This is a genomic window from Tropicibacter oceani (assembly GCF_029958925.1).
GTDB lineage: Bacteria > Pseudomonadota > Alphaproteobacteria > Rhodobacterales > Rhodobacteraceae > Pacificoceanicola > Pacificoceanicola oceani.
Window position 1 is genome coordinate 3,164,620 of sequence record NZ_CP124616.1, and the last position, 23,702, is coordinate 3,188,321.

Sequence of the window (23,702 nt, forward strand, 5' to 3'; positions counted from 1 at the left end):
CCAAAACCACGGCAGTCGGCGCAAGTCTGCGCAATGCTTGAACAATTGACCGCAAAACAGGTTTCGCCTTTTGGGTGTTAGGCTTTAATCCAGACCCAAGGGGCACAGTTAACAAATAGAACAGAACTTTATCAGGCCGAGAGACACCCATGAAAATCCTGACCATTCTTCAAGCAGCGGCATTGGTGGCCCTGGCGCTTTATGGCGCGGCGGCCGGGGCGAATGACAAACCCGCCTGCCACGCAGAAGACACCCAGATCACCTGCAACCTCTGACCCGCCTTTGGGGGCCTGCAACGCGCAGGCCGCCAGGGTGGCGGTGCCCCCTTTGGGCCTAGCGCCCCAGCGCCGCGTTCAACGCCGGCACAAAGCGCTGTTCATAGTCCGAGCCGACCAGCGGCCCGATGAACTTGAACAGCACCACACCATCCCCATCCAGGATGAAGGTCTCGGGCGGGCCGGTCACGCCCCACTCGATCGAGGTCCGCCCCGAAGGATCAAAGGCGATCGCCGAAAAGGGATTGCCGTCCTGTTCCAGCACCTGACGGGCCTGGCCCTCCTGGTCCTTCATGTTCACGCCGACGACGTTCAGCCCCTCGGCCTGCATCTGCATCAGGCGCGGATGTTCGGCGCGGCATGGCGGGCACCAGCTGGCCCAGAAATTCACGATGGTCACCTCGCCCGTGGCCAGCACTTCGGGGGTGACGGGCGCATAGCCGCTTAGCGCCACCTCGGTGATCGCCGGAGCAGGCTTGCCCACGAAGGTCGAGGGCAGATCGCGCGCGCCCGGCCGCCCAAGCCCCAGGTAGAACATCAGCCCCAGCGCCAGAAAGACCAGCGGCGGCAGGATCATCAGGGGCGAAATGCCACGTTTGTCAGCCAAGTTTCTGTCTCTCTTCAATCTGGGCCAGCTCGGCCTTGACCTTGCGCGCACGCAGCACGCTGGCCACCACAAGCACCACGATCAGCAGGATCGACAGCGCATAGGACGACAGGACCGCCCCGGCGTATTTTCCAAGATCCGGCATCATGCCCCCCTTTCGCGCGTCAACAGCGCCCGCGCCCGGCGTGCCCTGATTTCGGTCTGGGTGCGCAGGAACACCAGCGCGATGAACAGCAGGACAAAGCCCGCGATGCTGACCAGAAGCGGGTGGTAAAACACGTCGGCCACGTTCTCTTCCTTGTCCAGCGACAGCGATGCGCCCTGGTGCAGCCCCTGGTTCCAGAAATTCACCGCATAGCGCGACAGCAGCGCAAAGACCGACCCGACAAGACACAGGATCGAGGTCAGGTCGGCAGCGGTGTCGTCATTTTCGATCGCCGTCCAAAGCGCCATGTATCCAAGGTAGAACAGGAACAGGATCAGGAAAGAGGTCAGGCGCGGGTCCCAGGCCCACCAGGTTCCCCACATCGGCTGGCCCCAGATTGCCCCGGTGATCAGCGCGATCACGGTCATCATCGCCCCGATGGGCGCCGCGGCCCGGGCCGCCAGCGCGCTGACGTGATGGCGCCGCACGATCCAGATCAGCGAGGCGACAAGCATCATCATCCAGGCGTTGATCGCCATCAGCGCCGAAGGCACGTGCAGATAGATGATTTTCACGGTGCTGCCCTGCCGGTAATCTTCGGGCGTAAAGAAAAAGCCCCAGACCAGTCCCACGACAAGGCAGATGACAGCCCCCGCGCTGAACCAGGGCAGCAGGCGGTCGGTGGTCCGGATAAACTTGACCGGATTGGCGTATTCCCAGATCGACATGCGCTTTGGATACCTCTGTTTGGCACCGCTTTACACATCAAATATCCGTAGGGCGCAATACGTCGCGCTCAGCTTGGGCCAGTGGCGGCCCATGCGCCGCAGCGGAACGTCAGTCAACGCCCTGCCGCCAGCCGCAAAACCCGCCGCGATGCCCATTGATCGAATCAATGCCGCTGCGGCGCGGGGCCATTGGTGCCTCAGCGCAGGTTGATCCGCAGAACCGCCGCCGAGGCAAAGGGCAGCAGCGCCACCGCCCCCGCGCTGATCCCCGCCAGCATCAAAAGCGGCGTCTGCACCGCCAGCCCCTCGGCGCCGCGCCGCGCGGCCTCGGCGCCAAAAATCAGGGTCGGCACGTAAAGCGGCAGCACCAGCAGCGACATCAGCAACCCGCCACGTTTCAGCCCCACGGTCAGCGCCGCGCCAAAGGTGCCGATCACCGACAGCGCCGGGGTCCCCAGCAGCAGCGACACCACCACCCACAGATAGCCCCCGACCGGCAGGTTCAAAAGCACCCCCAGCACCGGCGCCGCCAGCACCAAAGGCAGGCCCGTGGTGATCCAATGCGCCAGCGCCTTGACGCTGACCACGCCCTCCATCGGCAAAGGCGCCGTCGCCAACAGGTCAAGCGACCCGTCCTCCCAATCCAGCGCAAAGATCCGGTCCAGCGACAACAGACAGGCCAGCAGCGCCCCGATCCACAGAACGCCCGGCGCGATCCGCGTCAGCAGCCCGGTCTCGGGGCCAACCCCGAAAGGCACCAGCACCGTCACGATCAGGAAAAACACCAGACCCAGGCCAAAGCCCCCCCCGGCCCGCACCGACAGCCGCAAATCCCGTACCAGCAGCGCAATCATAAAAAGGCCTCGTCCGAGGCCGCCGCCCGTGGGCGCGCCTTGTAGGGGGTCACGTCGAAAATCTCGGCCTCCTGCAGCCCAAGGTCGATATGCGTCGCCATCAAGGCGCTGCCGCCCGCCGCCAGATGCGCACGCACCGCCTCGGCAAACAGTTGCACCGACGCGGTGTCCAGCGACACCGTCGGCTCGTCCAACACCCAGACCGGCCGCCCCGTCACCATCAGCCGCGCCAGACCCAGCCGCCGCTTCTGCCCGGCGCTCAGCGTGCCCGCCAACCGATTGTCCAGGGTCTCAAGGTTGAACCCTTTCAACGCCGCGGAAATGTTCTTTGTCCCAAAGGCCTGCGCCCAAAAGCTCAGGTTCTCGGTCACCGTCAGCATGGATTTCAACCCATCCGCATGGGCGGCATAGGCAATCCGCTCGCCCGCCCCCTCGACCGTGCCTTCGAACGGCGGCTGCAGGCCCGCCACGGTGCGCAGCAAGGTCGTCTTGCCCGACCCGTTCGGCCCGCGCAGCACCAGCGCCCGCCCCGGCCCCAGCCCAAAGCTGACACCCTCCAGAACCGGCACACCGCCCCGGGCCACCGCAAGATCACGAACCGTCAATTCCATGTCGCAGACTTACCCCAGCCGCCCGCCGCGCAAAAGCGTCAAAAGCGCCCAGTGCCCATTCCGGCCCGCCTGTTTCTTTGTGCCGCAAAATATCCCGGGGGAGTCGCTCAGCGACGGGGGCAGCGCCCCCAACCAACGCCCGCCGCAACAAACCGCCTCAGATCTCCTCGGACCGTACAGTCAATCTCAGACCGGCAGGGCCGCCAGCGCCACGCGCCGGCCCTCGCTCAGCAGCACGTTGTAGGTCCGGCAGGCCGAGGGCGAATTCATCACCTCGACGCCGATCCCCGCGTCCTCCAGCCGGGCGCGCAGCGCGGACGGCAGGTGAAAGATTTCCGCCCCCGTGCCCACGAACAGCACGTCCACATGGCCGGCAAGGTCCATCAGGGCGGCAACATCGTCCAGCCCGCCCCAGGGATTCGCCCCGGCGCCATACATCAGAACCGCGCCGGCATGGACCTCGCCTCCGACGCGGAAAAAGCCGGGGCCATATCCGTCAACGGGGACGGCATCGGTAAAGGTGATTTCATTGATACGCATGGCTTGCTTTTACCTCCAGAACGGCAGCCCAGACAAGGCCGAGAGCGCAATCAACCCATAGGCCGCGCCGCGATACAGCCTGTCTTGGCCCGGCACGAACATCCGCCCGCCCAGCCAGTTGCCCGCCATGCAAGGCACCGCCAGCCCCAGGCCCAGCACCATGGCGCCCGCTTCCCACAATCCAAAGGCGCCCATGCCCAGGATGATCAGCAGATCAAAGACGAAAAGGTAATACAGGGTGGTCGCGCGGATCACCGCCGCCGGCAGTGGCCGGGCCATGTAGAACAGGATCACCGGGGGCCCCGGCAGGCCCGCAACCCCGCCCAGGAAACCAGCCGCACCGCCGATGGCCAGCACCATGGCGCGGCTGACCACGCCGCCATAGCGCAGCCCGCCGATCAGCACCGCCAGCATGCTCAGCGCCAACAGGCTGACCGCATAGCGAAACGCCTCGGGCGGGACCAGTTGCAGCACCGCCAGCCCCACCGGCAACATCACCGCCGTGCCCAGCGTCAGCCGCCCCAGGTCGCCCTTTTCGACCTGCGGCCAGGCGCGGCGCAGGATCGGCATGGGGCCAAGGATGTCCATGAAGGTCAGCGCCAGGATCGCCTGGAAGGGCGTCAGAAACTGCGCCGTAACGGGCAAAAAGACAAGGGCTGTTCCAAAGCCTGCAAAGCCCCGGACCAGCCCCCCGATGAATGCCGCAAATGCGATCCAGCCAAGGCCCGGAAGGTTCCAGGCCTCGGCCAGCAGATCAGGCATCGATATCCCCGAACTGGGTGCCCGAGGTATCGACCGGCTTGCTCCAGTCGCGTTTCACGCCCAACCGGTGCAGGATGGCCGAAGCCACGAAGATCGACGAATAGGTGCCCACCAGGATGCCCCAGGTCATCGCAAAGACGAACCCGCGGATCACGTCGCCGCCCAGCACCAACAGCGCGATCAGCGCGATCAGTGTGGTGAACGAGGTCATGAAGGTCCGGCTGAGCGTTTCGTTGATCGACAGGTTCAGAACCTCCTTCAGGCCCTTGCTCTTGTACTTGATCAGGTTCTCGCGGACCCGGTCGAACACGACCACCGTATCGTTCAGCGAATAGCCGACGATGGTCAGCAGCGCCGCGATGATCGCCAGGTCAAAGCGGATCTGAAGCTCGGAGAAAATGCCGATGGTCAGGATCACGTCATGGATCAGCGCCACTACCGCGCCCACCGCGAACTGCCATTCGAAGCGCAGCCAGATGTAGATCAGCACGGCACCGATGGCCAGGGTCACGGCAATGATCGCGGTCTTGATCAATTCGCCCGACACCTTGGGCCCGACGCTTTCGACGGAGACGAACTTGATGTCCGGGTTCACGCCCTGCAGCGCGGCCTCGGCGGCGGCGATGACCTCGCCCGATACCGCCTCTTCTCCGTCCTGGGCGCCGATCCGGATCATCGCGACGTTCTGGTCGGGGCCAAAGGTCGGGTCAAAAACCTCGGAAATCGTCGTATCGCCCAGGTCCAGCGCCGCCAGGGCGCTGCGATAGGCCCCGACGTCGATGGGCTGGGCACTTTCGGTGCGGATCGTGGTGCCGCCCTTGAAGTCGATGCCATAGTTCAGACCGCGCACCATGAAGCTGCCAAAGGCCAGCACCATCATGAACAGCGAAATGCCCAGCCACAGCTTGGATCGTGAAAAGAAGTCCCAGTTGGTGACTTCGGGAACCAGTTTCAGTCGCATGTCACACCTCGATCGTTTTGGGACGGCGGCGTTCGAACCAGATCACGATCAGCAGCCGCGTGACGAAGATCGCCGTGAAGACCGAGGTCAGGATGCCCAGCCCCAGCGTGATGGCAAAGCCGCGCACCGGACCCGAACCCATGACATAAAGGATCACCGCCGTGATGAAGGTGGTGAAGTTGGCGTCGATGATGGCGCTCAGCGCCTTTTCATAGCCCAGCTCGATCGCCCGGGCAGGCCCGCGCGCGGTTTTCAGTTCCTCGCGGATACGTTCGAAAATCAGCACGTTGGCGTCGACCGCCATGCCGACGGTCAGCACGATGCCTGCGATGCCCGGCAAGGTCAGCGTCGCGCCGATCAGGCTGAGCGCGCCGAACAGCAGCACGATGTTGAAGATCAACGCGATATTGGCGAAAATCCCGAACAGGCCATAGGCAAGGGCCATGAACATCAGCACGGCGGCAAAGGCCACCGCGGTCGCGATCTTGCCCGCGTCGATGCTGTCCTGTCCCAGTTCCGGGCCGATGGTGCGTTCTTCGAGGAACTCCAGACCCGCCGGCAACGCGCCAGCGCGCAGCAGCACCGCCAGGTTGGTCGATTCCTCGATGCTGAAATTGCCGGTGATGATGCCCGAACCGCCGGAGATATGGCTTTGGATCACCGGATCGCTGATCACCTCGTTGTCCAGCACGATGGCAAAGGGGCTGCCGATGTTCTCGGCGGTGTAGTCGCCGAACTTGCGCGCCCCCGACGGGTTGAAGCGGAAGCTGACCGCAGGCCGCCCGTTCTGGTCAAACGAAGGCTGCGCATCGACCAGCTCTTCGCCGGTGACGACGGGCGCCTGTTCAAGGATGGCATAGGCGCCTTCGCGGTCCAGATATGGCAGGATTTCATTGCCCACCCCGGCGCTGTCATTGGCGTTCGAGGTGCGCCCGACGACCGGCTGAAAGGTCAGCTGCGCCGTGGTGCCGATGATGTCCTTGAGCTCTTGGGCCGAGCCGATGCCCGGCACCTGGATCAGGATGCGGTCACTGCCCTGACGCTGGATCGTGGGTTCGCGGGTGCCGACCTCGTCGATGCGGCGGCGAATGATTTCAAGGCTTTGCTGCATCGTGCGTTCATCCGTGGCCTGCTTTTCGGCCTCGGACAGGGTGACGATGATCTGGTCGCCCTCGCTGCTGACCTGCAGGTCGGTCGACCCGGCCCCGGTCAGCGACACGACGGGCTGCGCCAGTCCGCGCACCAGTTCCAGCGCGCGCGGCATGCCCGCGGGTTCCGATATCCTGACCCGCAATTCGCCCTCGGGGGCGGGTTGCAGGCGGATGGTGCCGACGGTGGCACGTTCGGGGCGCAGGATGTCGCGCACCTCGGGCCACAGCGCGTCCATCCGGGCGGCATAGACGTCCTGCACCTTGACCTCGGCCAACAGGTGCGCACCGCCGCGCAGATCGAGCCCGAGGTTCACCAGACCGGACGGAAGCGCCGAAGGCCATTGCGCTGCAAGGGCCTGATTTTCCGGCGTATTCGCGCCCAGTTCAATGGCCGAGGCAGCGTCGTTATGCTGCTCGACACGGGTGTAAAAGGCATTGGGCAGCGCCAGAACAACGCCCAAGGCAAGCGTGGCCCAGATCAGCACACGCTTCCATAGATCGATCTGTAGCATCGGGTATCAGCCCTGTGCCGGTTCGGTTTTCGACAGCACCTGTGCAATGGTCGATTTGATGATGCGAACCTTGACGCCCTCGGCGATCTCGACTTCGACTTCGGCGCCTTCCATGACGCGCGAAACCTTGCCGATGATACCGCCCTGAGTGACGATCTTGTCGCCCTTGCGGACGGCTTCGACCATGGCCTGATGCTCTTTCATCTTCTTTTGCTGAGGCCGGATCAGCAGGAAATACATGATCGCGAAGATCAGGATAAGCGGAAGAAACTGGCCGAGTGCGTTGACGTCCATTTGGGATGCTCCTGTCAAAACTGGGCGGGGCACCCCCCGCTTTTTGATTGCGCGGAACCTATGCGCGGTGCGGCGCGGATGCAAGGCAAGCAGCAGTGGCAGATGCGGACAAAGGCACAAGAAAACGACCGCACCACGGGGTAACGGGGCGTTCGGTCGATGCGCAACACCGGGTTTGGTACAAAACCGGCCGGGTTTGGTACGGATTGCCCCCCCGGCCCCGGCTGCCCCCCGGCCACCCCCGCCCCGGCCCGGTACGATTCGCGGCGCGGTTGGTACAGATTGCAGGGGGCGGATCTTTGGGAGGTGCAATTTTGACGAGGAAACGAACATTGGCGACGCGGATCTAAAAAACGCTGCGTTGCAGTCTGTTGATGAAACGACCGCAACGCAATTGCGGCCCTTTTGGCAGGCGGTCTTTGCCGATGGGTCGGTGACGCTGCCCGAAGGGGAGGTGCGGCCTGCGCATTGGAGAGACGAAAAGCTTGATTGGCGCGACTTCGAGAAAGCCTGGCGCGCGTGGCAGGCCGAGATCGGGTTTGATCCGGATGATCCGGCGACCTGGGATGCGGCGGGGGCGCCGGGCTGAAGCCCGGCCTACCGGGGGGCTTGGGCGGGGTGGCTCTGGGGCGGGTTTGGGCCCGGGCGCCGGGTCTGGTGCGGGGCGCGCCGCGCGGGGCTTTTCTGGCGCTCCCTTGCCCCCTACACTCCTAACCCAAGATCGGGCATAAGGCCTGCGACTCAAAGCTGTTGCTCAGGAGAGACCGATGCACGACATCCGCACCATCCGCGAAAATCCCGCCGCTTTCGATGCGGCGATGGCCCGCCGTGGGTTGGAGCCGATGTCGCCGTCGATCCTTGAACTGGACGAGGCGCGCCGCGCCGCGATCCTGAAAGCGGAAACCGCGCAGGCCGAGCAGAACAAGGCCAGCAAGGCGGTGGGCGCGGCCAAGGCCAGAGGCGACGAGGCCGAATTCGAACGCCTGCGCGCGCTGGTCGGCGAGAAAAAGGCCGAAGTGGCCGAAATGCAGGCAAAGGCCAAGGAGCTGGACGCGCAGCTGGGCGATCTGCTGATGGGCCTGCCCAACGTCATGCATGCCGATGTGCCCGACGGCGCGGACGAGGCGGACAACGTCGAAATCCGCCGCTGGGGCACCCCGCGCGCCTTTGATTTCACGCCGAAAGAGCATTACGAGATCGCCGGCGCAAAGGACGGGCTGGATTTCGAGACGGCCGCAAAGCTGTCGGGATCGCGCTTTGTGGTGCTGTCGGGGGGGATCGCGCGCCTGCACCGGGCGCTGGCGCAGTTCATGCTGGACACCCATATCGCCGAACACGGGCTGACCGAAACCTGGACCCCTGTGCTGGTCAAGGAAGAGATGATGTACGGCACGGGCCAGTTGCCCAAGTTCGGCGAGGATTCGTACCAGACCACCAATGGCTGGTGGCTGGTGCCGACGGCCGAGGTGACGCTGACCAATATCGTCAACGGCCTTGTGGTCGAGGAATCCTATCTGCCCCGCCGCTACGTCGCGCATACGCAGTGCTTCCGCTCCGAGGCGGGATCGGCGGGCAAGGACACCAGCGGCATGCTGCGCCAGCACCAGTTCGAAAAGGTCGAGATGGTGTCGATCGTGCATCCTGATGCGTCGATGGCCGAACACGACCGCATGACCGGCTGCGCCGAGGCGATCCTGCAAAAGCTGGAGCTGCCCTACCGCACGGTGGTGCTGTGTTCGGGGGACATCGGCTTTGGCATGATCAAGACCCACGATATCGAGGTCTGGCTGCCCGGGCAGAACACCTACCGCGAGATTTCGTCGGTCTCGGTCGCAGGGGATTTCCAGGCGCGGCGGATGAATGCGCGGTTCAAGCCGGCCGATGGCGGCAAGCCCGAGTTCCTGCACACGCTGAACGGGTCAGGGCTGGCGGTGGGGCGCTGCCTGATTGCGGTGCTTGAGAATGGGCAGAACGCCGATGGCTCGGTCACCCTGCCCGCGGCACTGCATCCCTGGCTGGGCGGCAAGACCACCCTGACGGCGCAGGGAACACTGGAATGATGCGCCTGTGGGCGATCCTTTGTGTGGCGGCGGCCCTGGCTTTTACCGCCTCGCCGCTGCTGGCGCCCGGGTTCAACGGGTTCGAGGCCTCGCAATTCCCGGTGCCGCTGGAAAACCCGCCGGTGCAGCCCGCGGGCTATGCCTTTGCGATCTGGGGGCTGATCTATGCCTGGCTGATCGTCGGCACGGGCTTTGGCCTGCTGCGCCGGGCGGACGATGTCGACTGGGCGCCGATGCGCGCGCCGCTCTTCGTGTCGCTGGCGGTGGGCACCGCATGGTTGCCGGTGGCGCAGGTGTCGCCGCTGGTGTCGACCGTGATGATCTGGGTCATGCTGGGCGCGGCGCTGCTCAGCCTGTTCCGGGTGGGCGATACCGACCGCTGGCTGCAACAGGCGCCAGTGGCGATCTATGCAGGCTGGCTGACGGCGGCGTCCTGCGTGGCGCTTGGCGTGGTGCTGGGCGGCTATGGCTGGCTGCCCCCGACCCCGGCGGCGCTGCTGTCGCTGTCGCTGGCGCTGGTGATCTCGCTGGTGGTGCAGTACCGCCTGCACCGGGCGCCGGAATACGGCATAACGGTGATCTGGGCGCTGGTGGGGGTCATCGTGGCCAATTCACAGCCCTTCAATGCGGCGGTGGCTGGCCTGGCCCTGCTCGGGATCTTCGCGATCCTTGGCCTGCGCGGCACCGACACCGAATAACCCCGCCCCCTGAAATGAACAGGGGTGCCCCGCTTGCGCGAAGCACCCCCTCACGAGGCAAGGATGCGGTGGCTTATTCAGCCACAACACCTGCTTCGACAGCTGCCGACAGCTCTTCCGGGCTGACAGCGCCATCCGCGTCGGTGTCGACAGCGGCAAAGTCTTCGGCGGTCATTGCGGGATAGGCAACCATCAGCTCTTCGATCGAGTAGGTGCCATTGCCATCGGTGTCTTCGACCATGGTTTCAGCATGTGCGATCGAACCAGCGGCGATCAGGGCTGCGAAAAGGGCGAATACGTTCTTGCTCATTTTCAATGAGAACTCCTTGGCGGACCTCGGTCCGCGAACAACGGCTCCAGTGCCGTCAGCCGCTCATGTATCACCGCCAATCCGGCGCGCAAGTGTCTGAAATATTTCCGTGATCCAGGATAGGCAAACTTCTGCCAAGCCCCCGCGCCGCCGCTTCCAATTGCCCAAAATATCCCGGGGAGTCGCCAAAGGCGACGGGGCAGAGCCCCAAAAAAAAGCAGGGGCCAAAGCCCCTGCGCAAACCAAGCGGAAACCCCGGACGGCCAATGTCGAAAAGCTCAGGCCTTTTCGCCGCCCTTCTTGGACTGCAGCCCGCCAAGATGCTTTTTCAGCGCCCCGGCGTTGCGTTTCTTGCGGCCCTTGAAGGGGTTCTGATCGCCCTGCCCGCGCATGTGCAGGCGAATCGGCGTTCCCGGCATGTCGAAATCCTCGCGCAGGCCATTCACCAGATACCGCGAATAGCTGGCGGGCAGCTTGTCGGGATGCGAGCACATGACCACAAAGCCCGGCGGGCGCGATTTCACCTGCGTCATGTAGCGCAGCTTGATCCGCTTGCCCTGCGGTGCGGGGGGCGGGTGGCGTTCGATCATGGACGCCAGCCAGCGGTTCAACTGACCCGTGGCGATACGCCGGTTCCAGACCGTATAGGCCTGCATCACGGCCTCTTGCAGCCGGTCCAGCCCCTTGCCTGTGCGGGCCGAGACGGTGACCAGCGGCGCACCGCGCAGCTGCGGCAGCAGACGTTCAAAGCTTTCGCGCAGCTCGCGCATCTTTTCCTGCTTGTGGTCCTCGATGTCCCACTTGTTCACCGCGATGACCACGGCGCGGCCTTCGCGTTCAGCAAGGTCGGCGATCTTGAGATCCTGCACCTCGAAGGGGATCGCGGCATCCAGCAGCACGATCACCACTTCGGCGAACTTGACCGCGCGGATGCCATCCGAGACCGAGAGTTTCTCCAGCTTTTCCTGCACCTTGGCGCGCTTGCGCATGCCGGCGGTGTCAAAGATGCGCACCGGCACCCCGCCCCATTCCATCTGCAGCGAAATGGCGTCGCGGGTAATCCCGGCCTCGGGGCCGGTCAACAGGCGGTCATCGCCAAGGATCTGGTTGATCAGCGTGGATTTGCCCGCGTTGGGGCGGCCCACGACGCAGATCTGCAACGGCTTTTTCGCCGTCGGCATGGGGATGTTCTCGGCGCCTTCCTCGGCCTCTTCCTCGGTCAGGGAAACCTCGACCTCGGGGGCCTCTTCGGCGGCGCGCTCCTCATAGGCATCGGCCAGCGGCAAAAGCTGGGAATACAGGTCGTTCAAGCCCTCGCCGTGCTCGGCGGACAGGCGAATGGGTTCGCCCAGTCCCAGCGACCAGGCCTCGATCACTCCGGCGTCGGCGGCGGCGCCTTCGGCCTTGTTGGCGGCCAGGATCACGTGTTTGGCGCGCTTGCGCAGGATTTCGGCAAAGATTTCGTCGTCGGGCAGGATGCCGACCCGGGCGTCGATCAGGAACAGGCAGATGTCGGCCATGTCGACGCCGCGTTCGGTCAGGCGGCGCATGCGCGCGGGCAGGCTGTCGTCGGTTTCGTTCTCAAGGCCGGCGGTGTCGATCACCGTAAAGCGCAGATCGCCCAGACGCCCCTCGCCTTCGCGCAGATCACGCGTCACGCCGGGCGTGTCATCGACCAGCGCCAGGCGTTTGCCGACAAGTCGGTTGAAAAGCGTCGATTTGCCCACGTTGGGGCGGCCGACGATGGCGATGGAAAAGGACATGGGCCTGCGTGCTCCGGAGTTCAAGCGCGCCGCATAGCGCATTTGCGCCGCGCTGGAAAGGGGCGCGACGGTTCATGGAATTTTCGGCGAAAATTCTGATCGCCTGTCAGGGCGCGGTCCTAGCGATAGGCGTGCAGCACCCCGTCACCCGACACCACGTACAGAACGCCGCCCGCCACGACCGGCCGGGTCGTCGCGCCGCCCTTGATGGCGACCTTGGAGACTTCGGAGCCGTTTTCGGGATCGAAGGCGCGGATGAACCCGTCCGAGCTGGCCACGATCAGGCGGCCGCCGGCCAGGATCGGCCCGTGGTTGGCATAGGCCGCGTCGCGGCGTTTTTGCGGGTTGCGCCGGGTCGGCACATAGCCGGGCAGATCGACGGCCCAGATCTTGTCGCCGGTGGCGGCGTCCAGCCGGACCAATTCGTTGCGGTCGCTGACAAAGACCACCGAATCGCTGCCCAGCGGCCAGGCCGGTCCCAGCGCGCCTTCGCGCGCGGTCCACAGCCGTTCGCCGTCATGCACCGACAGCGCGACGAAATTACCCGAATGGTTGCCTGCGTAAACCCGATCGCCCACGATCAGCGGATCGCCGGTGATATCGTCGATCCCGGCCAGCGCCACGCCATTGCGCCGCCCCAGCAGATCGACGCTCCACAGCCCCAGCCCGCCCTGGCGGAAGACCGCCTGCACGGTGCCGTTGCCAAAGGAAAAGACCACGCGCTCGTCGCCGATCGCCGGCGACGGGGCGCCCGCGACATTGGCCACATCGCCCACGCCTTCGACCTGCCAGCGGATGCGGCCGCTGTCCGCCTCGAGCGCCCAGCCGACGCTGTCGCCGGACACCAGGTAAACCACGCCGTCGCGCACCGAGGGCGCGCCGGTGGCGGTATTGCCAAGGCGCTGCACCCACAGTTCGGCCCCGCTGGCCGGGTCCAGCGCGGACACCGTGCCAAAGCCCGAGGCCACGTAAAGCCGCCCGCCCTCGACGGCGATGCCGCCGCCCTGGGCTTCGTAATTCTTGTCGCGCAGCGGGGTCAGGTCGCGGCTCCACAGCGCTTCGCCGCTGGTCGAGGTGGCACGCACCACATGTTCGCTGTCCAGCGTGTAGATGCGCCCGCCCGCCACGACCGGATCGGCGTTCAGACGTTTGCGGCGGCTGTCACCAGCCCCGATCGAGGTTTGCCAGATCGGCTGGAAAGCGCCGGAAAAGGCGGCATGGGTCGTGCGGGCAAAGGGCGACACGCCGCTTTGCGCCCAGTCAGCGTTGCTGCCCTGCGCGCCCAGCGCCACGGCGCGGGCGCTGTTGCCCGGGTCCTGCGCCAGCGGGTCGGCGCGGGTTTCCAGCACGTCGCGCACGTTCATGCGGTTCCCCGGCAGGATTTCCTCTCGCTCTGAACAGCCCGCAAGCGCCAGTGCGCCAAGGGTCGAAAGAATGGTTGCCTTGCGAAGCATATGCCTGCCCCCTCTGTGCCGCCCAGGGCGGTCTTGTCTGCTCAGCTGTCCTGAACCGTCAAATCATCCAGCGATCCGCCCAGCGCCACAATCAACTGAGACGCGCGGCGGCGCAAGCCTGACGTTGCCTCGGAATCCTGAACGATGTCCTTGAGCCGCGCAAGCGCCGCCTCCTTGTCGCCGGCCTCGATATCCACCAGCACCAGCTGTTCCTCGGCCAAAAGCCGCAGCGGCTGGCCGGGCACGGCCAACGCCTGCAGACCGGCGCGGCGATCGTCCAGCGACAGGGTTCCGGCGCCGCGGGTCAGCGCCTTGTAGCTGGCGATCTGGCGATAGATCTGCGGCACCTCGGCGCTGTTGGCCACCGCTTGCAGCTGCGCCACGGCGGCGGCGTCGTCACCGGCGCTGCCCTGTTCGGCGGCCGACAGCAGTTTCAGGATCGCCTCGGCACCCGGATCGGTGGCCTCGACCTGCGACAGCGCGGCGATGCGGGCCTCGGGGGCCTCGGCGTCCAGCGCGCCCAGGATGGCATCGCCAAAGGCCTGCGCGCGCGACGCGTCGCGGGCCTGCGCGTATTCGCGCCAGGCCGTGCCGCCGACGATCAGCACCACCAGCAGGACGGCGATCCAGCCGTAACGCTTCATCATTGCAAAAAGACGGTCGCGGCGAACCTCTTCGGTCACCTCGTCAATGAAACTGTCGGGATTGCTCACGTTCTGGACCTCTCATCGCCCTGATCTTGGGCCTTTGCCCCCTCTTACCGCGCGTGGTCCGGCGTGCCAAGGCGTCAGGCGCCGCCAGAGACGGTTAATCACGCGGCGCGGCGGTTCACAATTGCCCGCAAAACCGCGTTTTGGACCAATTCGGGCAACAAACCGCCATTTTTTCCCGGCACTTCGCATGCGAATGCACCCGGTTCAGCTTGAAGCGCCCATGGTGTCGCCCTAACCTGAACCAAACAGTTCAGGACATCCGCCCGGCCTTTCGATCAAAGCCGGGCATCATTTATGAAATGGCCGCCCTGTTTGCGGCCCGACAGGAAACGGACGCGACGAACATGCGGCTTATCCCCATCTTGACGGCCCTCGTGGTCACGGCAGTGCTTTATTTCGTCGTGATCGACCGCGACCGGCTGACCGCCCTGACATCGGGCGATGGCCAGGACCAGACGGCGGCGGATGACAGCGCGCCAGGTGCCGATCCGCAGGCCGAGGGCCGCGGCGCCGCGATCCGGGTCATGGCCATGGCCTCGCAGGCCCGCGAAGTCGACAGCGCGGTGATCCTGCGCGGCCAGACCGAGGCCCTGCGCCAGGTCGAGGTCCGCGCCGAAACCAGCGGCAAGGTGATCTCGGAGCCGCTGCGCCGCGGCAGCTTCGTCACCGAAGGTCAGTTGCTGTGCCGGATCGATCCCGGCACCCGGGGCGTGTCCTTGCAGGAAATGCAGGCCCGCCTGGCCGAGGCGAAATCGCGCCTGCCCGAGGCCCGCGCCCGCCTGTCCGAGGCCGAGGCCCAGCTGCCCGCCGCAAGGGCCCGCATCCTGGAGGCCGAGGCCGACATTCCCGCCGCCCAGGCCGCGCTATCCGAGGCCCGCGCCGGTGTGCCCGCCGCCCAGGCCCGGTTCCTCGAGGCGCAATCGCGCGTACCCGAGGCCGAGGCCCGTCTGACCGAAGCCCAGGCCATGATCCCCGCCGCCGAGGCCGCCCTGGCCGAGGCCCGCGCCCGCGTGCCCGCCGCCGAGGCATCGCTGGCGCAGGCCGAAGCGGGCCGCCCCGAGGCCGAAGCCCGGCTGGCCGAGGCCCGGTCCCGCGTCAAGGAGGCCGAGATCAACCTGAACGCCGCCAGCCAGCTGGCCAAGGACGGCTTTGCCGCCCAGACCCGCCTGGCCGCCGCCGAGGCGACCTATGAGGCATCCAAGGCGCAGGTGCAGACCGCCCTGTCCGGGGTGATCGGCGCCGAAGCCGCCGTCGAGGCCGCCAAGGGCCAGGTCGAAGGCGCGCGAGCCGCGGTGGAATCCGCCAAGGCCCAGGTCGAATCTGCCCGCGCCTCCTTGCGCTCGGCGGAAAGCCAGGTGCAGAACGCCAAGGCCGGCATCGAAACCGCGCGCAGCAACATCCAGTCAGCCGAGGCCGCCGTGCAATCGGCCCTGTCGCGCGTCGAAGGCGCCAGCGCCGCGGTGCAATCGGCCAAGGCCGCGCTTGAAGGCGCCAGCGCCGGGATTGAATCGGCCAAAGCAGGCGAGGAAAACGCCCTGTCCGGCATCCAGTCCGCCGAGGCCGCCATGGCGACCGTCGAAAAGGACATCGACCGGCTGAGCATGCATGCGCCCTTTGCCGGGCTGCTGGAAAGCGACACGGCGGAACTGGGCACGCTGCTGCAACCGGGCGGCTCTTGCGCCACGGTGATCCAGCTGAACCCGATCAAGCTGACCGGCTATGTGCCGGAAATCGACGTTGCCCGCGTGCGGCTGGGTGCCCCTGCGGGCGCGCGGCTGGTGGATGGGCGCGAGGTTGTCGGCGCGGTCAGCTTTGTCTCGCGCAGCGCCGATCCGGTCACCCGCACCTTTCGCGTCGAGCTGATGGTCGAGAACGAAGACCTGACCATCCGCGACGGCCAGACCGCCGAAATCGCCATCGAGGCCGAGGGCGCCCCGGCGCATCTGGTGCCGCAATCGGCGCTGACGCTGGACGACGAAGGCCAGCTTGGCCTGCGCACCGTCGATGCCGACAGCCTGGCACGGTTCCTGCCAGTCACGCTGATCCGCGACACCCGCGACGGGGTTCTGGTGGCCGGGTTGCCCGATCAGGTCGACGTGATCACCGTGGGCCAGGAATATGTCACCGATGGCGTGCCTGTTCAGGCCGTCTTTGAGGAGATCGGCCAATGACCGGTATCGTCGACTGGGCCGCCGAACGCGCCCGGATGATCGTGGCCTTTATCGCGTTGTCGATCCTTGTGGGCGGCTACGCCTATTCGACCCTGCCCAAGGAGGGCGAGCCCGACATCGAGATCCCGGCGCTGTTCGTGTCGGTCCCCTTCCCCGGGATTTCCGCCGCCGATGCCGAAACCCTGCTGATCAAACCGATGGAGACCGAGCTTTCGGATCTGGACGGGCTCAAGACCATGTCGGCGACGGCGGCCGAGGGCTATGCCGGCCTTGCGCTGGAGTTCGAATTCGGCTGGGACAAGACCAAGATCATCGCCGACGTGCGCGACGGGATGAACAACGCCGAGGCCAGCTTTCCCGACGGGGCCGAGACCTATTCGATCAACGAGATCAACTTTTCCGAATTCCCGATCATCATCGTGAACCTGTCCGGCCCGGTGCCCGAACGCACCATGGCCAAGATCGCCAAGGACCTGCAGGACCGGGTCGAGGCGCTGGATGCGGTGCTTGAGGCCGGGATCGCGGGCAACCGCGACGAGATGCTCGAAGTGGTGATCGACCCGCTGAAACTGGAAAGCTACAACGTCACGGCGGGCGAATTGATCAGCGTCGTGCAAAACAACAACCAGTTGATCGCGGCCGGCGAGGTCGAAACCGCGCAGGGCAGCTTTGCGGTCAAGATCCCCAGCAGTTTCGACGAGGCGCGCGATGTCTATGATCTGCCGGTCAAGGTGAACGGCGACCGGGTGGTGACGCTGGGCGACCTGGCGGAAATCAACCTGACCTTCGAGGACCGCACCGGCACCGCCCGGTTCAACGGTGAAACCACGGTTGCGCTGCAGGTGGTCAAGCGCAAGGGCTTCAACATCATCGACACCGCCGACGCGGTGCGCGAGGTGATCGCCGAGGCCGAAAAGGCATGGCCCGAAGAGCTGCGCGCGGTGCTGAACGTCGGCGCCAGCAACGACCAAAGCCGTCAGGTGGAATCGATGGTCAGCCAGCTCGAAGGCTCGGTTCTGACGGCCATTGCGCTGGTGATGATCGTGGTCCTTGCCTCGCTTGGACTGCGGCCCGCGCTTCTGGTCGGATTCTCGATCCCGACCTCGTTCCTGTTGTGCTTTGTCCTGCTTGCCATGATGGGCGTGACCATCTCGAACATCGTGATGTTCGGGTTGATCCTGGCGGTGGGGATGCTGGTCGATGGTGCCATCGTCGTGGTGGAATACGCCGACAAGCGCGTGGCCGAGGGCACCGGACCGATGCACGCCTATGTCGAGGCGGCGCACCGGATGTTCTGGCCGGTCGTGTCGTCGACGGCGACAACGCTGTGCGCCTTTTTGCCGATGCTGTTCTGGCCCGGGGTTGCCGGGCAGTTCATGGGGATGTTGCCGGTCACGCTGATCTTTGTGCTGTCCGCATCGCTGGTCGTGGCACTGGTCTACCTGCCGGTCATGGGCGGCGTGCTGGGCCGGACCGAGCGGTGGTTCAAGCAGCGCATTGCCCAGATTGCCGGTCTGCCCATTCTGGCGCATGCCGGGATGGCGGTGCTGGCTGTGCTGCCGATTGTGGCGGCGGGCGCATTGATCCCGGTGCTGTTCGCGGGCATCGGCGGGCAGTTCGCGACCATGGATGGCGGCAATATCGCCGGGTCGGTCATCCCGACCTTTCTGACGGTTTTCCTGTTCGGGCTGGGCGTGGTTGTTCTGGCCGGTCTGGCTCTGGGGGGCATCCTTGCCCTGTTGCTGAGCCTGTCGGCCATTCCCGCGCGCCTGTCCAATGCCCTGGGCGGCCTGCGCCGCCGCGTGCTGGGCGCGCCGCGCGAAAAGCCGGTCAAAAGCGGCTATCGACGCAGCCCCTTTGGCCGCTTTATCGCGCTGTTTGCCACCAACCCGGCGGGGCCGCTGATCGTCGTGGCGACGATCTTTGTTCTGGTGGGCACGGTCTTTGTTTATTACGGCAACAACAACAACGGCACTGATTTCTTTGTCGAAAGCGAACCCGAACAGGCCATCGTCTATGTGCGCGCGCGCGGCAACCTCAGCCTTGAGGAAAAGGACGCGCTGGTGCTGCGCGCCGAAGAGATCGTCATGCAGCACCCCGGGATCAAGACCGCCTTTGCCTTTGCCGGCGAAGGGGGGCTGGACAACAACACCGGGGGCGCGCAGCCGCCCAAGGACACCATCGGGCAGATCCAGCTGGAAACCATCGCCTGGGAGGATCGGCCGGATTCGCACGAGCCCTGGTTCACCATTCCGCTGCTGGGCTACACCGTCGAAAAGGCCGTGAAAGCGGCGGAATTCGATGGCGACCTGATCATCGACCAGCTGACAACGCAGCTGAAGCAGATCCCCGGCATCAAGATCGAGATCCTGGCGCAGGCACGTGGCCCGGCCAGCGCCAAGCCCGTGCACCTGCGGGTCAAGGGCGACAATTGGGACGATCTGCTGACGGCCACCGCGGTGGCGGCGGATCGCTTTGCCGACATGCCCGGGTTGACCCAGATCGAAGACACCCGCCCCCTGCCCGGCATCGACTGGCAGATCGACGTCGACGTGCAAAAGGCCGGGCGCTATGGCGCCGACGTGGCCACCGTGGGCGCCATGGTGCAACTGGTCACGCGCGGCATCCTGCTGGACACCATGCGCGTCGACAGCAGCGACGAGGAAATCGAGATCCGCGTGCGCCTGCCCGAATCCGACCGCGTGCTGACGACGCTGGACACGCTCAAGGTGCGCACCTCGGGCGGATTGGTGCCCTTGGCGAATTTCATCACCCGCACCCCGGTCGAAAAGCTGGCCGAGATCAACCGCGTCGATCAAAAGCGTTACTTTGACATCAAGGCGGGGGTGGCCCCGGGGCTGGCCAAGCTGGTGGATGACAGCGGGGCCGTGCTGGCCACCGTGCGTCTGCTGGAGGACGTGGCATCACAGGGCGGCACGCAGATTTCCGGGCCGGATCAGCGACCGCTGGAGATTGTCCGGCTGGCCGAGGGCGTCACGCTGTCGGCGCTTCAGGCGCAGGTGAAGGGCGGCGATCTGAGCCTTGTGCTGATCGACGCCAACGAACGCATCGCTGAATTAACCAACTGGTTGGAAACCAGCCCGCTGCCCATCGGGGTGGCATGGGAGTGGACCGGCGACCAAGAGGATCAGGCCGAAAGCCAGGCCTTCCTTGGGCAGGCCTTTCTGGCGGCGCTGGGGCTGATGTTTATCATCCTGCTGGCGCAGTTCAATTCCTTCTACAACTCGGTTCTGGTGCTGCTGGCGGTGGTTCTGTCGACCACCGGCGTGCTGATCGGGATGCTGGTGATGGACCAGTATTTCAGCGTGATCATGACCGGCACCGGCATCGTGGCGCTGGCCGGGATCGTGGTGAACAACAACATCGTCCTGATCGACACCTATCAGGATTATTCGCGCTACATGCCCCGGATCGAGGCCATCGTGCGCACCGCCGAGGATCGCATCCGCCCGGTGCTGCTGACCACGATCACCACCATGGCGGGCCTTGCGCCGATGATGTTCGGTCTGTCGGTCGATTTCTTTGGCGGCGGCTATTCCATCGACAGCCCGACGGCGCTGTGGTGGAAGAACCTGGCCACGGCGGTGGTCTTTGGTCTGGGGATCGCGACGGTGCTGACGCTGGTCTTTACGCCCTCGATGCTGGCGCTGCGGGTCTGGGCGACGACCTATGTGCAATGGCTGGCGCAGATCCTGGCCAAGCTGTCCTTTGGCAAGGCCAGCCGCGCGGCGCGGGACTGGGCGCTGGTACGCGATGCGCGGCGCCGCAAATCGTCGGAAATCATCTGGGATTTCGACACCCCCGCCAAGCAGACCCCGCAAGAGCCGCAAGAGCCGCAAGAGCCGCAAGAGCTGTCCCTGCACATCGCCGAATGACGGCGGTCTTAGCGGATCACGAGCATGGCAAAAGGCCCCGACCAATTGGTGCGGGGCCTTTTTCATCGGCGGCCAAGGCCGGCACAGCGCCTAACTGCCGGGCTGGTCCTTGCCGCCCGTGGCGGCTTTGCCGCGCCGGGCCCGGCAGGCGTCGGAACAATAGCGGACCTCGTCCCAGACCTTGGCCCATTTGCGCCGCCAGTCAAAGGGCCGCCCGCAGGTGGCGCAGATCTTGGACGGAAAGTCTGATTTCTTGCGTGTCTTTGGCATCGGCCCTTATCCGGCATGGCGTATCGCGCGGCCTGCGCAGGGCTTTCGATATCAGTCGGCGGGCACGGTGCCAACGCCGGGCTGCACCTGGGTTTCGGCGCCTTGGGGCGCATCGGCCGACAGGACAAGCCAGCCGACAAACAGCAGCAGCAACAGGCCGACCATGGCCATGGACAGGCGCAGTACGCTCAGCGCCGGTTTGTGACGTTTTTCCTGGGTGCTCAGGTTGGTGTCAGGGGCAGACATCTGTATTCCTTTCCTCTTTGGGGGGATGCGCCATTGCAGCGCCCCACTTGCCCACTTAACACTTGGAGGACCCGATCGGTTCCCATCACAAGTGCGAGACATGCCATGAAAGACGCCGCCCCCACCACGGTTTACCTTGCCGATTACACCCCCTTTGGCTGGCGCATCGAGGATGTGCACCTGACCTTTCGGCTGGCGCCCCATGCCACGCGGGTGCTGGCGCGCATTCATTTTGCCCCCTGCCAACTGGCCCCCCAGCAAGAGTTCTTCCTGCACGGAGAAGAGCTGCGACTGATCGGCGCCAAGATCGACGGACAAGAGGTGACGCCCGAGGTGACCGACAAGGGGCTGACCTGCGCCGTGCCGGCCGGCCGTTTCCTGTGGGAAGCCGAGGTCGAGATCGACCCGGCGAACAACACCGCGCTGGAAGGGCTGTACATGTCGGGCGGCATGTACTGCACGCAATGCGAGGCCGAAGGCTTTCGCAAGATCACCTTTTATCCCGACCGCCCCGACGTGATGGCCACCTTTACCGTGCGCATCGAAAGCGCCATGCCGGTGCTGCTGTCGAACGGCAATCCCGGCGCCTCGGGCGACGGTTTTGCCGAATGGCACGACCCCTGGCCAAAACCGGCCTATCTGTTCGCGCTGGTGGCGGGCGATCTGCGCAACCACCCGGACAGTTTCACCACCAAAAGCGGCCACAAGGTCGATCTGAACATCTGGGTGCGCCCCGGTGACGAAGGCAAATGCGCCTTTGGCATGCAGGCGCTGAAGGCGTCGATGACATGGGACGAGGATGTCTATGGCCGCGAATACGATCTGGACGTGTTCAACATCGTGGCGGTCGATGATTTCAACATGGGCGCGATGGAGAACAAGGGGCTGAACATCTTCAACTCCTCCTGCGTTCTGGCCAGCCCCGAAACCTCGACCGATGACAATTTCGAACGGATCGAAGCGATCATCGCGCATGAGTATTTCCACAACTGGACCGGCAACCGCATCACCTGCCGCGACTGGTTCCAGCTGTGCCTGAAAGAGGGGCTGACGGTCTATCGAGACAGCCAGTTCACCAGCGACATGCGCGGCCCCGAGGTCAAGCGGATTTCCGACGTGATCGACCTGCGCGCCCGCCAGTTCCCCGAGGATCAGGGCCCGCTGTCGCACCCTGTCCGGCCCGAAAGCTTTCAGGAAATCAACAACTTCTACACCGCCACGGTTTACGAGAAGGGCGCCGAGGTGATCGGGATGCTCAAACGGCTGGTGGGGGATGACGATTACGCCCGCGCGCTGGATCTGTATTTCGACCGCCATGACGGCGATGCCGCCACGATCGAGGATTGGCTGAAGGTGTTCGAGGATGTCACGGGCCGCGATCTGAGCCAGTTCAAGCGCTGGTATTCGCAAAGCGGCACGCCGCGCCTGTCGGTGTCCGAGGCATGGGACAACGGCACCTTTACCCTGACGTTCGAACAGCACACGCCGCCCACGCCGGGACAGGCCGACAAGCTGCCGCAGGTGCTGCCCATTGCCGTGGGTCTGTTGAACCCCAATGGCGACGAGGTGGTGCCAACCCGCGTGCTGGAAATGACCGAGGCCAAGCAAAGCTTTGACTTTACGGGGCTTTCGGCGCGGCCCGTTGCCTCGATCCTGCGCGAATTTTCCGCCCCCGTGGTGCTGGAGCGCGACGCCGACCCGCAGCAGCGCGCCTTTCTTCTGGCGCATGACACCGACGCCTTCAACCGCTGGGAGGCGGGGCATATCCTTGCCCGCGACTGCCTGCTGGCGATGATCCGCGATGGCGCGACGCCGGACACCGCCTGGCTGGACGGGTTGGAAACGGTGCTGCGCGACAGTACGCTGGACCCCGATTTCCGCCAGATGCTGGTCGCCCTGCCCAGCCAGTCCGAACTGGCGCAGGCGCTGCACGAACAGGGCAGCACGCCGGACCCGGATGCGATCTATGACGCGGTGATGACGCTGCGCCTGTTCATGGCCGAACGCTGGGCCGACCTACTGCCCAAGCTGGCCGAAGAGGCGCGCGTCACCGCCCCCTACCAACCCGACGCCGAACAGACCGGCAAGCGGGCGCTGGGGAACATGGTTCTGGGCTTGCTGACCCACACCGATGGCGGCGCGGCGGCGCAGGCGCAGTTCGACAGCGCCGACAACATGACCCTGCAACTTGCCGCGCTGGCCAACCTGATCCGCGCCGACAAGGCAAAGGCCGCGCTGGCCGCGTTCTACGATCAGTGGAAAGACGACCGTTTGGTAATGGACAAATGGTTTGGGCTGCAGGTCGGCGCCGCCGATCCCGGCAAGGCGGTCGAGGTCGCCAAGGCACTGACCGCGCACGAGAAATTCGACTGGACCAACCCCAACCGGTTTCGCGCGGTCTTTGGCGGGCTGATCGGCAATCACGCAGGCTTTCACCGCAAGGACGGCGCGGGCTATGCCCTGCTGGCTGACTGGCTGATCAAGCTGGACGACAAGAACCCGCAAACCACCGCCCGCATGTGCAGCGCCTTCCAGACATGGACGCGGTATGACAGCGGACGGCAGACCCATGCCAAGGCGGCTTTGGAGCGGATCATGGCCAAGCCGAACCTGAGCCGGGATGTCAACGAGATGGTCTCGCGCATTCTTGCGATCTGACGCCAAATAGCATTACCCTCGGG

The 23,702-nt window shown here is 65.3% G+C and carries 23 protein-coding genes; 7 read left to right on the forward strand and 16 right to left on the reverse strand.

Annotated features, from left to right (window positions below; genetic code table 11):
- The first annotated feature begins 149 nt into the window (after positions 1–149).
- Positions 150–275: a hypothetical protein gene (locus QF118_RS15170; protein WP_282299884.1), complete on the forward strand. Its 126-nt coding sequence runs from the start codon at positions 150–152 to the stop codon at positions 273–275.
- A 58-nt stretch (positions 276–333) separates the two neighbouring features.
- Here the strand turns inward: QF118_RS15170 and QF118_RS15175 are convergent, their stop codons facing one another.
- The 10 genes from QF118_RS15175 to yajC form a co-directional block, all read right to left on the reverse strand.
- The gene (locus QF118_RS15175; protein ID WP_282302496.1) at positions 334–852 is read right to left on the reverse strand and encodes a DsbE family thiol:disulfide interchange protein; all 519 of its coding nucleotides are present in this window, start codon (positions 850–852) and stop codon (positions 334–336) included.
- A 22-nt stretch (positions 853–874) separates the two neighbouring features.
- The gene (gene ccmD, locus QF118_RS15180) at positions 875–1,030 is read right to left on the reverse strand and encodes a heme exporter protein CcmD (RefSeq protein ID WP_282299885.1); all 156 of its coding nucleotides are present in this window, start codon (positions 1,028–1,030) and stop codon (positions 875–877) included.
- Complete coding sequence (locus tag QF118_RS15185) at positions 1,027–1,755, reverse strand: heme ABC transporter permease (RefSeq protein ID WP_282299886.1); 729 nt, start codon at positions 1,753–1,755, stop codon at positions 1,027–1,029. Before QF118_RS15185 ends, ccmD begins: the two co-directional genes overlap by 4 nt.
- Positions 1,756–1,952: 197 nt before the next feature.
- Complete coding sequence (gene ccmB, locus QF118_RS15190) at positions 1,953–2,609, reverse strand: heme exporter protein CcmB (RefSeq protein ID WP_282299887.1); 657 nt, start codon at positions 2,607–2,609, stop codon at positions 1,953–1,955.
- Entirely contained in the window at positions 2,606–3,220 is a 615-nt protein-coding gene (gene ccmA / locus QF118_RS15195; RefSeq protein ID WP_282299889.1) for a heme ABC exporter ATP-binding protein CcmA, read from the reverse strand. The genes ccmB and ccmA overlap by 4 nt, the downstream gene beginning before the upstream one ends.
- Positions 3,221–3,406: 186 nt before the next feature.
- Positions 3,407–3,760: an Mth938-like domain-containing protein gene (locus QF118_RS15200; protein WP_282299890.1), complete on the reverse strand. Its 354-nt coding sequence runs from the start codon at positions 3,758–3,760 to the stop codon at positions 3,407–3,409.
- A gap of 9 nt (positions 3,761–3,769) precedes the next feature.
- Positions 3,770–4,522, reverse strand: coding sequence for a sulfite exporter TauE/SafE family protein (locus QF118_RS15205; RefSeq protein WP_282299891.1), 753 nt, complete (start codon positions 4,520–4,522; stop codon positions 3,770–3,772).
- Positions 4,515–5,483: a protein translocase subunit SecF gene (secF, locus tag QF118_RS15210; protein WP_282299892.1), complete on the reverse strand. Its 969-nt coding sequence runs from the start codon at positions 5,481–5,483 to the stop codon at positions 4,515–4,517. Before secF ends, QF118_RS15205 begins: the two co-directional genes overlap by 8 nt.
- A 1-nt stretch (position 5,484) precedes the next feature.
- A complete protein-coding gene (secD, locus tag QF118_RS15215) occupies positions 5,485–7,146 on the reverse strand; it encodes a protein translocase subunit SecD (protein ID WP_282299893.1) in 1,662 nt (553 codons plus the stop codon).
- Between the two features lie 6 nt (positions 7,147–7,152).
- Positions 7,153–7,440: a preprotein translocase subunit YajC gene (yajC, locus tag QF118_RS15220; RefSeq protein WP_282299894.1), complete on the reverse strand. Its 288-nt coding sequence runs from the start codon at positions 7,438–7,440 to the stop codon at positions 7,153–7,155.
- 361 nt (positions 7,441–7,801) lie between these two features.
- Here yajC and QF118_RS15225 point away from each other — a divergent pair, with 361 nt between their 5' ends.
- The 3 genes from QF118_RS15225 to QF118_RS15235 all read left to right on the forward strand — a co-directional run bounded on the left by QF118_RS15225 (position 7,802) and on the right by QF118_RS15235 (position 10,198).
- Positions 7,802–8,029: a hypothetical protein gene (locus tag QF118_RS15225; RefSeq protein ID WP_282299895.1), complete on the forward strand. Its 228-nt coding sequence runs from the start codon at positions 7,802–7,804 to the stop codon at positions 8,027–8,029.
- 178 nt (positions 8,030–8,207) lie between these two features.
- Positions 8,208–9,500 (forward strand): serine--tRNA ligase, encoded by a 1,293-nt coding sequence (serS, locus tag QF118_RS15230; protein ID WP_282299896.1) that lies wholly within the window; start codon positions 8,208–8,210, stop codon positions 9,498–9,500.
- Positions 9,497–10,198 carry a TspO-related membrane protein gene (locus QF118_RS15235; protein ID WP_282299897.1) on the forward strand — a complete coding sequence of 234 codons (702 nt, stop codon included), beginning with the start codon at positions 9,497–9,499 and terminating at the stop codon, positions 10,196–10,198. The genes serS and QF118_RS15235 overlap by 4 nt, the downstream gene beginning before the upstream one ends.
- Positions 10,199–10,271: 73 nt before the next feature.
- Here QF118_RS15235 and QF118_RS15240 read toward each other — a convergent pair whose 3' ends face one another.
- From QF118_RS15240 to QF118_RS15255, 4 genes are all read right to left on the reverse strand, one after another.
- Entirely contained in the window at positions 10,272–10,508 is a 237-nt protein-coding gene (locus QF118_RS15240) for an EF-hand domain-containing protein (RefSeq protein ID WP_282299899.1), read from the reverse strand.
- A 278-nt stretch (positions 10,509–10,786) separates the two neighbouring features.
- Positions 10,787–12,271: a ribosome biogenesis GTPase Der gene (der, locus tag QF118_RS15245; RefSeq protein WP_282299900.1), complete on the reverse strand. Its 1,485-nt coding sequence runs from the start codon at positions 12,269–12,271 to the stop codon at positions 10,787–10,789.
- Positions 12,272–12,390: 119 nt separating this feature from the next.
- Positions 12,391–13,725, reverse strand: coding sequence for an outer membrane protein assembly factor BamB family protein (locus QF118_RS15250; RefSeq protein WP_282299901.1), 1,335 nt, complete (start codon positions 13,723–13,725; stop codon positions 12,391–12,393).
- 41 nt (positions 13,726–13,766) lie between these two features.
- Complete coding sequence (locus QF118_RS15255; RefSeq protein ID WP_282299902.1) at positions 13,767–14,438, reverse strand: tetratricopeptide repeat protein; 672 nt, start codon at positions 14,436–14,438, stop codon at positions 13,767–13,769.
- A 344-nt stretch (positions 14,439–14,782) separates the two neighbouring features.
- Between QF118_RS15255 and QF118_RS15260 the strand changes: the two genes are divergently transcribed.
- Both QF118_RS15260 and QF118_RS15265 read left to right on the forward strand, forming a co-directional pair.
- Complete coding sequence (locus QF118_RS15260; RefSeq protein WP_282299903.1) at positions 14,783–16,609, forward strand: efflux RND transporter periplasmic adaptor subunit; 1,827 nt, start codon at positions 14,783–14,785, stop codon at positions 16,607–16,609.
- The gene (locus QF118_RS15265) at positions 16,606–20,505 is read left to right on the forward strand and encodes an efflux RND transporter permease subunit (protein WP_282299904.1); all 3,900 of its coding nucleotides are present in this window, start codon (positions 16,606–16,608) and stop codon (positions 20,503–20,505) included. The genes QF118_RS15260 and QF118_RS15265 overlap by 4 nt, the downstream gene beginning before the upstream one ends.
- Positions 20,506–20,595: 90 nt before the next feature.
- Here the strand turns inward: QF118_RS15265 and QF118_RS15270 are convergent, their stop codons facing one another.
- Together QF118_RS15270 and QF118_RS15275 are read right to left on the reverse strand one after the other, a co-directional pair.
- Complete coding sequence (locus tag QF118_RS15270; protein ID WP_282299905.1) at positions 20,596–20,775, reverse strand: DUF2256 domain-containing protein; 180 nt, start codon at positions 20,773–20,775, stop codon at positions 20,596–20,598.
- A 51-nt stretch (positions 20,776–20,826) separates the two neighbouring features.
- On the reverse strand, positions 20,827–21,021 hold the full coding sequence (locus QF118_RS15275; protein WP_282299906.1) for a hypothetical protein: 195 nt from the start codon (positions 21,019–21,021) through the stop codon (positions 20,827–20,829).
- Between the two features lie 105 nt (positions 21,022–21,126).
- Between QF118_RS15275 and pepN the strand changes: the two genes are divergently transcribed.
- Positions 21,127–23,679, forward strand: coding sequence for an aminopeptidase N (pepN, locus tag QF118_RS15280; RefSeq protein WP_282299907.1), 2,553 nt, complete (start codon positions 21,127–21,129; stop codon positions 23,677–23,679).
- Positions 23,680–23,702 lie beyond the last annotated feature (23 nt).

Coding starts and splice junctions, on each gene's coding strand:
- QF118_RS15175 (WP_282302496.1), bottom strand. CDS start 852: ATGATCCTGCCGCCGCTGGTCTTTCTGGCGCTGGGGCTGATGTTCTAC.
- QF118_RS15200 (WP_282299890.1), bottom strand. CDS start 3,760: ATGCGTATCAATGAAATCACCTTTACCGATGCCGTCCCCGTTGACGGA.
- QF118_RS15270 (WP_282299905.1), bottom strand. CDS start 20,775: ATGCCAAAGACACGCAAGAAATCAGACTTTCCGTCCAAGATCTGCGCC.
- ccmD (WP_282299885.1), bottom strand. CDS start 1,030: ATGATGCCGGATCTTGGAAAATACGCCGGGGCGGTCCTGTCGTCCTAT.
- QF118_RS15260 (WP_282299903.1), top strand. CDS start 14,783: ATGCGGCTTATCCCCATCTTGACGGCCCTCGTGGTCACGGCAGTGCTT.
- QF118_RS15205 (WP_282299891.1), bottom strand. CDS start 4,522: ATGCCTGATCTGCTGGCCGAGGCCTGGAACCTTCCGGGCCTTGGCTGG.
- ccmB (WP_282299887.1), bottom strand. CDS start 2,609: ATGATTGCGCTGCTGGTACGGGATTTGCGGCTGTCGGTGCGGGCCGGG.
- ccmA (WP_282299889.1), bottom strand. CDS start 3,220: ATGGAATTGACGGTTCGTGATCTTGCGGTGGCCCGGGGCGGTGTGCCG.
- yajC (WP_282299894.1), bottom strand. CDS start 7,440: ATGGACGTCAACGCACTCGGCCAGTTTCTTCCGCTTATCCTGATCTTC.
- QF118_RS15185 (WP_282299886.1), bottom strand. CDS start 1,755: ATGTCGATCTGGGAATACGCCAATCCGGTCAAGTTTATCCGGACCACC.
- secF (WP_282299892.1), bottom strand. CDS start 5,483: ATGCGACTGAAACTGGTTCCCGAAGTCACCAACTGGGACTTCTTTTCA.
- QF118_RS15265 (WP_282299904.1), top strand. CDS start 16,606: ATGACCGGTATCGTCGACTGGGCCGCCGAACGCGCCCGGATGATCGTG.
- QF118_RS15275 (WP_282299906.1), bottom strand. CDS start 21,021: ATGTCTGCCCCTGACACCAACCTGAGCACCCAGGAAAAACGTCACAAA.
- der (WP_282299900.1), bottom strand. CDS start 12,271: ATGTCCTTTTCCATCGCCATCGTCGGCCGCCCCAACGTGGGCAAATCG.
- QF118_RS15240 (WP_282299899.1), bottom strand. CDS start 10,508: ATGAGCAAGAACGTATTCGCCCTTTTCGCAGCCCTGATCGCCGCTGGT.
- secD (WP_282299893.1), bottom strand. CDS start 7,146: ATGCTACAGATCGATCTATGGAAGCGTGTGCTGATCTGGGCCACGCTT.
- QF118_RS15250 (WP_282299901.1), bottom strand. CDS start 13,725: ATGCTTCGCAAGGCAACCATTCTTTCGACCCTTGGCGCACTGGCGCTT.
- QF118_RS15170 (WP_282299884.1), top strand. CDS start 150: ATGAAAATCCTGACCATTCTTCAAGCAGCGGCATTGGTGGCCCTGGCG.
- pepN (WP_282299907.1), top strand. CDS start 21,127: ATGAAAGACGCCGCCCCCACCACGGTTTACCTTGCCGATTACACCCCC.
- QF118_RS15235 (WP_282299897.1), top strand. CDS start 9,497: ATGATGCGCCTGTGGGCGATCCTTTGTGTGGCGGCGGCCCTGGCTTTT.
- serS (WP_282299896.1), top strand. CDS start 8,208: ATGCACGACATCCGCACCATCCGCGAAAATCCCGCCGCTTTCGATGCG.